General features: G+C 65.2%; 12 protein-coding genes. 5 read left to right on the forward strand and 7 right to left on the reverse strand.

What is annotated here, in order from left to right; translation table 11 throughout:
- Positions 1-248 (forward strand): winged helix-turn-helix domain-containing protein (locus WA904_RS18135; RefSeq protein ID WP_425198524.1); only part of this gene is annotated, 248 nt, incomplete at its 5' end.
- Positions 245-1633: a histidine kinase dimerization/phospho-acceptor domain-containing protein gene (locus WA904_RS18140; RefSeq protein WP_425198525.1), complete on the forward strand. Its 1389-nt coding sequence runs from the start codon at positions 245-247 to the stop codon at positions 1631-1633. The genes WA904_RS18135 and WA904_RS18140, both read left to right, overlap by 4 nt.
- A gap of 51 nt (positions 1634-1684) precedes the next feature.
- On the opposite strand, the gene WA904_RS18145 is transcribed toward WA904_RS18140, so the two are convergent.
- The 5 genes from WA904_RS18145 to WA904_RS18165 all read right to left on the reverse strand — a co-directional run bounded on the left by WA904_RS18145 (position 1685) and on the right by WA904_RS18165 (position 6489).
- Positions 1685-2011 carry a hypothetical protein gene (locus WA904_RS18145; RefSeq protein ID WP_425198526.1) on the reverse strand — a complete coding sequence of 109 codons (327 nt, stop codon included), beginning with the start codon at positions 2009-2011 and terminating at the stop codon, positions 1685-1687.
- A 453-nt stretch (positions 2012-2464) separates the two neighbouring features.
- Entirely contained in the window at positions 2465-3238 is a 774-nt protein-coding gene (locus tag WA904_RS18150; RefSeq protein ID WP_425198527.1) for a TerC family protein, read from the reverse strand.
- A 124-nt stretch (positions 3239-3362) separates the two neighbouring features.
- Positions 3363-4532, reverse strand: coding sequence for an AI-2E family transporter (locus tag WA904_RS18155; protein WP_425198528.1), 1170 nt, complete (start codon positions 4530-4532; stop codon positions 3363-3365).
- Positions 4533-4687: 155 nt separating this feature from the next.
- Positions 4688-5434, reverse strand: a complete 747-nt coding sequence (locus WA904_RS18160; protein WP_425198529.1) for a LytR/AlgR family response regulator transcription factor — start codon at positions 5432-5434, stop codon at positions 4688-4690.
- On the reverse strand, positions 5431-6489 hold the full coding sequence (locus tag WA904_RS18165) for a sensor histidine kinase (RefSeq protein ID WP_425198530.1): 1059 nt from the start codon (positions 6487-6489) through the stop codon (positions 5431-5433). Before WA904_RS18165 ends, WA904_RS18160 begins: the two co-directional genes overlap by 4 nt.
- Positions 6490-6725: 236 nt before the next feature.
- On the opposite strand from WA904_RS18165, the gene argH reads away from it, so the two are divergent.
- Positions 6726-8135, forward strand: coding sequence for an argininosuccinate lyase (gene argH, locus WA904_RS18170; RefSeq protein WP_425198531.1), 1410 nt, complete (start codon positions 6726-6728; stop codon positions 8133-8135).
- A 10-nt stretch (positions 8136-8145) separates the two neighbouring features.
- On the opposite strand, the gene WA904_RS18175 is transcribed toward argH, so the two are convergent.
- Both WA904_RS18175 and WA904_RS18180 read right to left on the reverse strand, forming a co-directional pair.
- On the reverse strand, positions 8146-8562 hold the full coding sequence (locus tag WA904_RS18175) for a c-type cytochrome (protein ID WP_425198532.1): 417 nt from the start codon (positions 8560-8562) through the stop codon (positions 8146-8148).
- Positions 8562-9158, reverse strand: coding sequence for a ferritin-like domain-containing protein (locus tag WA904_RS18180; RefSeq protein WP_425198533.1), 597 nt, complete (start codon positions 9156-9158; stop codon positions 8562-8564). Before WA904_RS18180 ends, WA904_RS18175 begins: the two co-directional genes overlap by 1 nt.
- Positions 9159-9410: 252 nt before the next feature.
- On the opposite strand from WA904_RS18180, the gene WA904_RS18185 reads away from it, so the two are divergent.
- On the forward strand, positions 9411-10070 hold the full coding sequence (locus WA904_RS18185; RefSeq protein ID WP_425198534.1) for a response regulator: 660 nt from the start codon (positions 9411-9413) through the stop codon (positions 10068-10070).
- Positions 10071-10189: 119 nt separating this feature from the next.
- On the forward strand, positions 10190-11536 hold the full coding sequence (locus WA904_RS18190; RefSeq protein WP_425198535.1) for an ATP-binding protein: 1347 nt from the start codon (positions 10190-10192) through the stop codon (positions 11534-11536).
- Positions 11537-11962: the final 426 nt, after the last annotated feature.

Here is an 11962-nt window from a genome sequence, read left to right on the forward strand (position 1 = left end):
GTGTGCGGCTGGACGGCCAGCCGGTGGAGCTGTCGGCACGCGAATTCGGCGTGCTGCTTGCATTGATCGAAGTCCGCCCGCGCGTGCTGTCGCGACCGCAGATCGAGGCGCGGCTGTACAGCTGGGACAATGCGCTGGACAGCAACGCCGTCGAGGTGCATGTGCACCACTTGCGCAGGAAGCTCGGCGAAGGCGTCATACGCACCCTGCGCGGCGTCGGTTATTTTGTTCCGGAGGATGAGGCATGAAGCTGCAACGCTCCCTCACGCTGAGCCTGATGGCCTGGGCCCTGGGCGCGCTCCTGATTGTCTGGGGCTGCTTTGTGGCGCTGGGTTACAGGACCGGCATCCATGAAGCCGACGAACTGACGGACGGACACCTGGCCAGCGTGGCGCTGCTGCAGCTGGCGCAGAACCCCAGCCAGATCGACACACGGGGCGATGTCGCCAGCCTGCCCGGCCTGTCCAGCCTCAAGAGCCACGACTACCAGCGCTCCATGAGCGTGGTGGTGTGGAATGCTGCCGGCCAGGTGTTGATGCGTACCGGCGAGGCGCCCGAGCTGCCGTTCAACGCGAAAGAAGGTTTTGAAACACTGCAATTGGGAACGCCGCCGGTGGAGTGGCGGGCTTTTTCCCGCTGGGACGGACCGGCGCAGCAAAAAAAGGTGACCGTGCTTTTAAGCATCAATGAGCGCGACGACCTGGCCCAGGACATTGCCGAGCAGGTGGCCGAGCCCGGGTTCTGGCTGCTGCCGGTGGTGGCGCTGGCGCTCGGCCTGGCGATTCACCGCGGGTTGCGTCCGCTGTACGCACTCTCGCGGGACGTTGATGCCCTGGACATCCACCAGCTATCGCCCTTGCCCAGCGACCACGTGCAGCAGGAGTTTCGCGCGGTGGTGAATTCCATCAACACGCTGACCGGGCGCTACCAGGCGGCGGTGTCCCGGGAAAGGGAGCTGGCCAGCGAGCTGGCGCATGAATTGCGTACTCCGCTGGCCTCTTTGACCTTGCAGGCACGCGCACTGCGCAAGGCCACCGGGGGCGAGGAGCAGGAGCAACTGCTGGCCCAGCTCGAGCGCGACACCCTGCGGGCCGGCCAGGTGCTGTCCAACCTGCTGGCGCTCGCGCGTGCCAGCCGAACGGAACTTGTGGAAGCGATGCAAACGCTGGACCTGGATGCCATCGCACGGACCGAGGTCGCAGAGTTCGGCCAGGCCGCACTCGACAGCGGGCATGAACTGGCGCTGTCCAGCCCGGGACCTTTTGTCATGCAGGGACACCCTGTCCTGTTGGCCCTGGTGCTGCGCAACCTGATCGAAAACGCCTTGAGCCACACGCCGCCAGGCACCAGCGTGGAGGTGCAACTCGACCCCGAGGCACGCTGCGTGCAGGTGTGCGACTCCGCTCTGCAGGGCCCGCCCGCGCCGGATGCCCCCCCGCTTCGGGCCAAGAGCCATCACTCGCTGGGCCTGGGCTCCGGACATCGCGTGGTGGAAAAAATAGCGGCGATCCACGGGGCGGTTTTTGAATCAGCGCCGGCGCCCCCTGGATTTGCCAGCTGCTATCGCGTGGTGTTTCCCGGTACGCCGTCCCACCCTGAAAAACCGCAGGCAGCGGCACCTCAGACGCTATGAATTCAATAGCTTCCTGCGCCCGTCATACAAAGGCGAGAGGCAATTTCCATTCTAAAAACCCGGGGCCCGCGCAGCGCGATGCCCCACAGGAGGGATATAACAAGGCGCTTCACGCGGGTCCATGACTTCGATCAGATCCAGCGCCTGCAGCGAGCGCAGGGATTCCTCCAGCGACCGCGGCGGCATGAACTGCTGCAGTTGCTGGAACCAGACACCCTCGCCGCACAGCACCAGCACATCGTGCAGGTAGGGCGACAGCGAACCTGTGGTTTGCACCTCGAATTCGACAGTGTTCACACAAGCCCGGCCCTTGGCGGTCAAGCGATAACAGCATGAGCGCGGGCTCACGGTCGTCGCCGGTGCGTTGATCGAGGCCATGTACATCTCCTTCAATGACCTTGCGGGGTGGGGATGCAACTCCGGACAAGGTCCTGCTATTTACACAACGAAGGTTGCTGCAAAGCCAGCGAGCAACCCTGAAACGCATGGTGGACCCCGGGCACATGAACGGCTCTTGACATGCATCAAGAATTTTTTTTACCTGACAGCGCGCGCTTGACGGCGGTCAAGATTCTGCATTTAACCGGCGCCTGAAAGCCTTGAACCGGATTCACGCCCAATAAACGCATGACAAACGCGCAACACCGAGCGGTGACTGGCGCAACGAACGACGGCACGCGACCAGCCGCGGATCAGGCGGCGCCCGACGCGGTGCGCCTGACGCGCATCAACGATCTCGGGAACCGGTGCTTGCATCACAGCCACTATCTATCCGATAGCAGCCCGCGTCCGCCGCACAAGGGCTGGAGGCCAAAACGACAACAAAAAAACTCATTCCGCGCGTTTCGTGCCAGCACCGTCGCCGGCCGCGTAGGAGGTCCGCAGGTGCATGGGTTTGGCCGAACGCTTGCGCAGGCGCAGGTTGAGCATCTCGACGCACACCGAGAAGGCCATGGCGAAATAGATGTAGCCCTTGGGCACATGGTGATCGAATCCTTCGGCGATCAGCACCACGCCCACCACCACCAGGAAGGACAGGGCCAGCATCTTGACGGTGGGATGCTCGGACACAAAACGGCCGATGGCGCCGGCGAACAGCATCATCAGGCCAACCGAGGCCACCACCGCGGCAATCATCACCGTCAGTTCGTCCACCATGCCGACGGCGGTGATGATGGAGTCCAGCGAAAACACCATGTCGACCAGCATGATCTGCACAATCACGGCGGCGAAGGTGGCCTTGACGGCGCCGGAGGCATGGCCTTCCTCACCCTCGAGCGACTGGTGGATCTCGCCGGTGCTTTTCCAGATCAGGAACAGCCCGCCGGCGATCAGGATCATGTCGCGCCCCGAGATCTCCTGACCCAGCACGGTGAACAGGGGCGCCACCAGCCCGATGATCCAGGACAGCACCAGCAACAGGCCGATGCGCATGAACATGGCCATGAACAGCCCCAGGCGACGCGCCAGCTCCCGCTTTTCCGGCGGGAGCTTGTCCACCAGGATGGAAATGAACACGATGTTGTCGATGCCCAGCACCAGCTCCAGCGCGGTGAGCGTGGCAAAAGCGATCCAGGCCTGCGGGTCGGTCAACAGTTCCATCACGGCGATTCTCCAGTGGGCAGAAATTCTTTACCAGCAGGGGCCGCGGAACCGGCTTCGCCGGGCCGCAGGCGCAGCGGCCCCCTCGGGGGGCAGGGAGCTACACGCAGTGAGCGACCGTGGGGGCTCATGACCCCAGAAACTCGCCCATCGGCTTGAGGTCATCCACCCGGTCGCACACCGACTTGACCATCATCATGATGGGAATGCCCAGCAGCAGGCCCCACACGCCCCAAAGCCAGCCCCAGGCCAGCAGCGCAACAAACACCGCCACCGGGCTCAGCCGGCTGGCGCGGCTGGTCAGCCAGGGCGTGACCAGGTTGCCGACGATGGTGTGGATCAGCAGCGAGGCACCGGCGACCAGCAGCGCCATGTTGAGCGAGCCAAACTGCAGGAAGCCGACCAGCGCGGTGGCAGCGGCGGTGATCAGCGATCCCACATACGGCACCAGGTTCAGCACACAGGCCGCAATACCCCAGACTGCGGCATTTTCCAGGCCGATGGCCAGCAGGGCCAGCCAGGTCAACACGCCCACCAGCGCGCTGGTGAGCAGCTGGACCTGCAGGTAGCGCTGGATCTGGCCGGTGATTTCATGCAGGGCTTGCAACGTGATCTTCTTGTCGCTGAGACTGGGGCCCGCGAGCTTGAGCAGCTTGCGCCGGAAGCTGTCGCCCGAGAGCAGCAGGAAGAAGGTGAGAAAAATCACCACCACGGTCTGGCCCACCAGCGCGATCAGGCCGATGGTGCCGGTCCAGAGGTAATCCTTGATATTGAATCGGGCCCGCTCAACCACCACCCGCATGGCGCCGCGGTTGTTGCCTGGAGCGGCGCCCTCCTGCGCTGCCTGTTCGAGCTGCGAGGCCGCCTTCTGCACGGTGTCCAGCGTGCTGTCTGACTTTCCGCTTCTGACTTTCATGGCATACCTGAACTTTTGCGCCGCCACCGGCAGCGACTCGATCAGTTCACCGGCTTCGTCGCCGAGGGACCAGGCGGTCGTGCCGAGCACGCCAAAAATCGCCAGCATCAGCACGGAGGAACCCAGCCAGCGCGGAATACGCCGGAGTTCCAGCCAGTTCACCACGGGTGACAGCGCATAGCTGAACAGCACGCTGAGCATGACCGGGATAAAAACAGCCTTGGCCCAATGCAGCACAAACAGGATGGCCAGCCCCGCCAACACCACCAGAGACATGTTGCGGATGTCCACCGGCATGTGCGGGAAGGGGTGATCCGCTACGGGCAGCGCCACGGCCGCCGGCTCGGCCGGCAGCGCATCGGGAAGGTGTTCTGGGTCCATCTTTGTTTTCCTCGCAGGCCCCCGCGGCTTGCGGGGCAGTCTCCTGGGTTTATTGGAGCCGAAGCGCCCAGCGGACGATGTAGGACGCGGGCGCCGGAAAGCCCCGGCTGGCATACCGTCCGGCCGCGTTTCGACCTTTCAGGCCAACCCGCCCCTCAGCCCGCGATGGCTTCCCGCACGGCACTGAGCTGGCGCCGCGACACCGCCAGCAATTCGTCGATGCCATTGAGCCGCACCGCCCAGCCCTCGCCCTCCTCGGGATCGAAGTGTTTCTCGAGCGCGCGCACCGCGCGCCGCGCCACCAGCGCATTGCGGTGGATGCGCATGAACTGCTGCGGGTATTTTTCCTCCAGCTCGTTGAGGCTGCCGTCGAGGATGTAGCTTTTGGCCGCAGTGCGCACAGTGATGTATTTGAGCTCGGCCTTGAGGTACAGCACTTCGGCCAGCGGCACCCGCTCGGTCCGGCCACGGTCCTGGATGATCAGAGGTTCGGCATCCAAATCAGGCTGCAGCCCTTTTGCAGTCTGCGCAAGCCGCTCTACTTTTTGTAGCGCCTGCTGCAACCTCTCCAGCCGCACGGGTTTTGTCAGGTAGTCCACCGCCTCGAGGTCGAAGGCCTGCACCGCATGCTCGGAATGCGCCGTCACGAACACCACCGCCGGCGGTTGCGGCATCTGCGCAATCGCCTGCGCCAGCATGATGCCGTCGGCGCCGGGCATGCGGACGTCGAGCAGAACCACGTCAAAGGTTTCGCGGCGCAACGCATCCATGGCCTGCACCGCGTGCGCGGCTTCCGCAGCCACGATGGCGGCCGGCGCACTGCAGTCACCAAGCAGCGTGCGCAGCCGCGAACGCGCCAGTGCCTCGTCATCCACAATCAGCGCCCTGAGCTTGCCTGTCATAGGGGAATCTCCAGCCTCACTTGAAAAACACCGTCCTTGAACACGGTCTTGAACTGCGCCTGCACATCGTGCAGCAGCGCCAGCCGTTCGCGCACATTGGCCAGCGCCAGCCCGTGGCCGCGTTCGCCGACACCGGCCGGGGTGGAATTGGTTACCTTGAGCACCACCACGCTGCCGCGCCGCTGGGTTGTTATTTTGATCTGCGCGCCCTGGGCACTGGGCTCCACACCGTGCCGCACGGCATTTTCCACCAGCGGCTGCAGCAGCAGCGGCGGCAATTTGGCCGGGTCGGCCTCGGGGTCCAGGCTCCATTGGACCTGCAGGCGGTCGCCGAAACGGATCTGCTCGATGGCCATGTAGCGCTGGGCCAGCGCGATCTCCTGGCCCAGCGTGACCGACTCGGTGGCGTCAGCCAGCGCATGGCGAAACAGCTCGCTCAGGTCTTCCAGCACGGACTCGGCCTTGGCCGGCTCGGCGCGCACCAGGGCAATGGCGCTGTTGAGTGTGTTGAACAGGAAATGCGGCCGGATACGCGACTGCAGCTCGGCCAGGCGCGCGGCCGTCGCGGCCGGCGTGCGCGCCTTGGCGCGCCACACCAGCCCGGCCACCAGCACCGAAGACAACAGGGCACCCGCAGCGGCACTGGCCCACCAGGGCGCCGGATCGAGCAGCCCCATCATGGCCAGCAGGCCGCAGCCATAGACGCCCGCCAGCGCACCCATGGCAATGCCGGCCGTCCACTGCTGCGTCGTCCCCAGCCGTGCCAGCCGGCCCTTGAGCATGCAGGCAGCGATCAGCCAGGCCAGCGTGGCCGGCAGCACACCGCCGGTCAGCAGCGAAAACCGCAGCAGCCAGTCGACAAACTGCCCGGCACCAAACATGGCGCCCACACCCACCACCGCTTCGACAAACAGCACGGCGCGCAGCACCACCCCGACATTGCAGGCGTCGAACACATTGACGCGGGCCGGCAGGGCCGGCATGTCCCCGGACGGGCTGAAACCATCCAGGACCGTGGATTCCCCGAAAGACGAGAGGTTAGGCTTGGATTGCATGAAAAAAGTCTGTTGCTTCCTGTCCGCTTCCGCAAGCGGGGTACTCCCGGGGATGCGGAAGACCGGCTTTCCACGGCTTCCGGCAGGCAGATAAAATCGAGAGTCTTAGTATTGCACCGGCGGCAGGCCTAAAACCGGCGTCAAACCCGTAATTGCCCCGAAATCAAGCCAGCTGGCAGCCCTGACCCGACAAACGTGCCTGCCTGCCGGCCACGGCACCCCAAAGAAAGCCCGAAGTGAGCCAACTCGACAAGAAGTCCCAAGCCTGGTCTGCCCTGTTCTCCGAACCCATGAGCGACCTGGTCAAACGCTACACCGCCAGCGTGTTTTTTGACAAGCGCCTGTGGCAGGCCGACATCACCGGCTCGCTGGCCCATGCCGAGATGCTGGCGGCACAGAAGATCCTCGGCGCTGCCGACCATGCGTCCATCCAGAAGGGCATGGCGCAGATCACATCGGAAATCGAATCCGGCGCGTTTGAATGGAAGCTGGACCTGGAAGACGTGCACCTGAACATCGAGGCACGCCTGACACAGCTGGTCGGCGACGCCGGCAAGCGCCTGCATACCGGCCGCAGCCGCAACGACCAGGTGGCTACCGATGTGCGCCTGTGGCTGCGCGGCGAAATCGACCTGATCGACGCCCTGCTGACCGACCTGCAGAAGGCGCTGGTAGATATCGCCGGGAAAAATGTTGAGGTCATCCTGCCCGGCTTCACTCACCTGCAGGTGGCCCAGCCGGTGAGTTTTGGCCATCACATGCTGGCTTATGTCGAGATGTTTGCGCGCGACGCCGAACGCCTGCAGGACGTGCGCAAACGCGTGAACCGTCTGCCGCTGGGCGCCGCCGCGCTGGCCGGCACCAGCTACCCCCTGGACCGTGAACGCGTTGCAAAAACCCTGGGCATGGTCGATGAAAAAGGCCAACCGCAGGTCTGCCAGAACAGCCTGGACGCGGTGAGTGACCGCGACTTCGCGATCGAATTCACCGCGGCCGCTTCACTGGCCATGATCCACATCAGCCGGCTCAGCGAAGAGCTGGTGCTGTGGATGAGCCAGAGCTTTGGCTTCATCGACATCGCCGACCGCTTCTGCACCGGTTCGTCCATCATGCCGCAGAAGAAAAACCCGGACGTGCCCGAGCTCGCGCGCGGCAAGACCGGCCGCGTCGTCGGCCACCTGATGGGCCTGATCACCCTGATGAAGGGCCAGCCACTGGCCTACAACAAGGACAACCAGGAAGACAAGGAGCCGCTGTTCGACACCGTCGACACGCTCAAGGACACGCTGCGCATCTTCGCGGAAATGGTGGGCGGCATCACCGTCAAGCCGGAGGCCATGGAACAGGCCGCACTGCGCGGCTACGCCACGGCCACCGACCTGGCCGACTATCTGGTCAAGAAAGGCCTGCCCTTCCGCGACGCGCATGAAACCGTGGCACACGCCGTCAAGGCAGCGATCTCGCACGCGGTGGATCTGTCGGAGCTGCCGCTGGCCGTGCTGCAGCAGTTCAACCCGACGATCGGGAAAGACGTGTACGACTGCCTGAGCCTGCGCGGTTCGCTGAACGCGCGCAACACCCTGGGCGGCACAGCACCGGCCCAGGTGCGGACGCAAATCGCACGGCATCGCGCGCGGCTGGGTTGAGCGCCCCGGCTTACTTTTTCGAAAACGATGCGAGGTAGGTCACCACGTCCAGCCGGTCGCCCGCCGTCTCCACCTGGTAACCCATGGCCTGGCCGGGCACCACGACTTCAGGATTGGTGAGCCAGGCCAGCAGCTTGTCGCGGTCCCATACATGGGACGCCGCACGCAGGGCCCTGGAATAGGCAAACTCCGGCGCCTTGCCCGCCTTGCGGCCAAACACGGTTCCCAGAGCCGGGCCCACGCGATGGCTGTCCAGGCTGTGGCAGGCAACGCAGCGCGACTCGAAAATCGTCTTTCCCCTGGCGGCCGAGCCGGCCTCCTGCGCGCTTGACGGTTCCGGCAGCATGGCTGACAGTGCCAGCAGCACGGCCAGGGCCGTGAGCTGGCGCTGTCCCGCACACCCGGGCGGAAATGTGCGGCCTTCCATCAGGCACCGAAAGACAAGGCGCCAGCCGGTAGCGGACGGCCCAGCGCGTTGGTCAAAATCGTGAAGTGCATGGTCTCATCGGCTGCCAGGCGGGCCGCCACCTTGGCCAGGTCCTTGCTGCCGAATGCGGGAATCACTCCCAGATAGGCGTTGGTAGCGCCCAGCTCCAGGCGGGCGGCCAGGTCCAGCACATCGCCCTGGCTGCGCAGCGTGTCGGCCTTGAGCGCCTTGGCGTAGTCGTCCAGCTTTTTCTCCATCACCGGCGTGCCGCCCATTTTCTGGATGGTGGCGATCAGGGCATCGCGATGCGCCTTGTGGTGGCCCTGGAATTGCACGGCGATATCGAGCACCGGTTTTTGCAGCAAGCCACTGCCGGCGCCCAGCTGGTAGGCGTTGATGGCCTCATGCTCCAGGCCGAGCGCCACGTTCAGGATGCTGACATCTTTGGACATGTCGCCGCCCATGCCCTGGGCCAGGGCATCCTTGCCGGCCAGCAGGGCCACGGCGACGGCGGAAAGTGCACCCGTGTGGCCCATGAAGGACCGGCGTGAGGCAACGAGTGCTTGAGGGGTGAAGGTTTGTACAACAGTTTTCATGGTGGTTTCCTTGTGGTCTGGTTGGTGACGGAGCTGCCGGCCTGGCAGCGGCATCGGGCCCAAAGCCCGACGGCTGGAATACGCAGCCAGGCTGCCAACCGGATGTGGTTTGCCCCCATCGTCCAGTCGGGCATGGGTGCGCCTGAATCCACTTGGGCGCTTGCGCCGTATCCCGATCCGGCCCGCCTCGCCTGTGGCTTAAGTCTCCTCTAAGCTGCTGGCCGCATACTGTGCGGCAGCAAGGGAAAAACAATGCGTTTACTGCTGGTTGAAGACGACCCGATGATTGGCGAGTCGGTGCTGCAACTTCTGCGCGCCGAACACTACGCCGTGGACTGGGTGCGCGATGGCCGCATGGCCGATGAGGCCCTGCGCAGCGAGCACTACGACCTGGTCCTCCTCGACCTGGGCCTGCCCAAACGCGACGGGCTCGAGGTGTTGCGCGCCTTGCGCGCCCGGAAAAATGCCGTTCCTGTGCTTGTAGCGACCGCGCGCGATGCCGTGGGGGACCGCGTGGCCGGCCTCGACGCCGGTGCCGACGACTACGTTGTCAAACCCTATGACACCGACGAACTGCTGGCCCGCCTGCGCGCCCTGCTGCGCCGCAGTGCCGGCCGCGGCGAGCCGGTGTTCGAACATAAGGGCGTGAGCCTGAACCCGGCCACCCGCGAAGCGATGGTGCATGGCGAGCCGGTGTCGTTGTCGGCCCGCGAATGGGCGGTGCTCGAGCCCCTGCTGGCCCGGCCGGGCGCGGTACTCTCACGCGCCCAGCTGGAGGAAAAGCTCTTCAGCTGGAAAGACGACGTGAGCAGCAATGCCGTCGAGGTCTATATCCACGGTGTGCGAAAAAAACTGGGCGCCGACGTGATACAGACCGTGCGCGGACTGGGCTACCTGGTGCCTAAACAATGACACATCCAGACGCGGAGCTTGCCCCGGATCCCACACCAGCAGGGGCCGCGGAACCGGCTTCGCCGGGCCACAGGCGCAGCGCCCCCTCGGGGGGCAGCGACGGACACGCAGTGCCGCGCGTGGGGGCCAATCACTCCCTGCGCAAGCGCCTGCTCTGGTTTGTGTTGCTCGCCATCCTGCTGGCTGCGGTGCTGCAGGCGGCCACCGCCTACCGCGGTGCCTTGCGACAGGCCGATGCCATGTTCGACGACCACCTGCAGCAGGTGGCGCGGTCGCTGCGCAGCGGGGTGCCGCTGGGCGCACCGCTATTGCCCGAGGGCAATGAGCCCGGCTTTGACCTGTTCATCCAGATCTGGGGACCTGACGGCACCCAGCTGTTTCGTTCCACCCCTTCGAGGCTGCCGCCGCGTGCGGTGCTGGGCTTTTCCGATGTCGAGGCAGACGGCAACCGCTACCGGGTCTACACACTGCAAACCGCCCTGCAAACCGTGCAGATTGCGCAGGACCTGGGCGCACGCACAGCGCGCGCACGGGCGCTGGCCATCGAGGCGGTGTGGCCTTTCGGCCTGCTCACACCGCTGCTGATGCTGGTCGTCTGGTGGGTCATCACAAGGTCCCTCGCGCCGGTGGAGCGCGCACGCCGCGAAGTGGCCGGCCGCGCCGCCGACGATTTTTCGCCGCTGTCCGAGGCCGGCCTGCCCGACGAAGTCCGGCCGCTGGTGGATGAACTCAACCTGCTGTTCGCCCGCGTGCGCGAGGCTTTTGCCGCACAGCAAAACTTCGTGGCCGATGCCGCACATGAACTGCGTTCACCGCTGACCGCGCTGAAGTTGCAGGCCCAGGCGCTGCGCCGCAGCGATGCGGACCCGGCTGCACGCGAAGCCGGCATCACCCGCCTGAACCAGGGCATAGACCGGGCCATCCGCCTGGTCGAACAGTTGCTGCTGCTGGCCCGAGAAGAGGCCGGTGGCGCGCAAGCCGGCGCCGGCAAGGAAGACATCAACCTGCACGAGGTGGTGGCGCTGGCCGTGGCCGATGTGTTGCCGCAAGCTGCGCAGCGGCAAATCGACCTGGGCCTGGCCGAGCCGGCAACACAGCAGCAGGTCCTGCGCGTCCATGGGCAGCGCGAGGCATTGCGCATCCTGCTGCGCAACCTGCTCGACAACGCCGTCAAATACACGCCGGCCGGCGGCCGGGTCGATGTGTCCCTGCACCTGCAGGACGAACGCACCGTGCTGGTGGTGGAAGACAGCGGGCCGGGCATTGCAACCGACGAACTGCCGCGCGTGTTTGACCGCTTCTTCCGCGCCGGCCATGCCACCGCCGAAACCGGCAGCGGCCTCGGCCTGGCCATCGTGAAAGTAATCGCTGACCGGCACGGCGCAACACTGGTGCTGGAGCGGTCGGCCCGTCTGGGCGGGCTACGGGTGGCGGTGCTTTTTCCACCGGTACTTTCTTCAGCCTGAGCCCCGATTACTATCGATTTCATAGCTGGTTGCCCAATCGTCATAAAGGCCACAGGCCGATTTCATGCTTGCCTCCAGGCTCACCGCGAACGTCCATGGGAGTTCTTCTCCCTTCAAGCAGGGGCCGCGGGTCCGGCTCCGCCGGCCCGCAGGTGCAGCGACCCCCTCGGGGGGCAGGGCGCTACGCGAAGCGAGCAACCGTGGGGGCTCCATCAAGGCTCTTTAAGCCCCGCCTAAGGCCAGGTCCCCATAGTTGCAGTTGTCGGCACCGACGTGTGCCATGTTGAAAGGAAGCAACCATGACATCCCTCGCATTGAAAAATACCCGCCTGGTCGCTGCACTGCTGGCCGCCGGCGCCATCGGAGGCGCCGGGGTCGGCGCGCTGAACACCCTGCATCCGGGCGCCCTGGCCGCCGCGCCTGCAG

Origin of the sequence: Polaromonas sp. (assembly GCF_049790275.1) — a bacterium.
Lineage (GTDB): Bacteria > Pseudomonadota > Gammaproteobacteria > Burkholderiales > Burkholderiaceae_C > Polaromonas.

What these genes read in the sequence shown, in the direction of transcription:
- WA904_RS18155 (WP_425198528.1), bottom strand. Translation starts at nt 4,532, where the DNA reads ATGGACCCAGAACACCTTCCCGATGCGCTGCCGGCCGAGCCGGCGGCC.
- WA904_RS18160 (WP_425198529.1), bottom strand. Translation starts at nt 5,434, where the DNA reads ATGACAGGCAAGCTCAGGGCGCTGATTGTGGATGACGAGGCACTGGCG.
- WA904_RS18165 (WP_425198530.1), bottom strand. Translation starts at nt 6,489, where the DNA reads ATGCAATCCAAGCCTAACCTCTCGTCTTTCGGGGAATCCACGGTCCTG.
- WA904_RS18175 (WP_425198532.1), bottom strand. Translation starts at nt 8,562, where the DNA reads ATGGAAGGCCGCACATTTCCGCCCGGGTGTGCGGGACAGCGCCAGCTC.
- WA904_RS18180 (WP_425198533.1), bottom strand. Translation starts at nt 9,158, where the DNA reads ATGAAAACTGTTGTACAAACCTTCACCCCTCAAGCACTCGTTGCCTCA.
- WA904_RS18140 (WP_425198525.1), top strand. Translation starts at nt 245, where the DNA reads ATGAAGCTGCAACGCTCCCTCACGCTGAGCCTGATGGCCTGGGCCCTG.
- WA904_RS18185 (WP_425198534.1), top strand. Translation starts at nt 9,411, where the DNA reads ATGCGTTTACTGCTGGTTGAAGACGACCCGATGATTGGCGAGTCGGTG.
- WA904_RS18145 (WP_425198526.1), bottom strand. Translation starts at nt 2,011, where the DNA reads ATGGCCTCGATCAACGCACCGGCGACGACCGTGAGCCCGCGCTCATGC.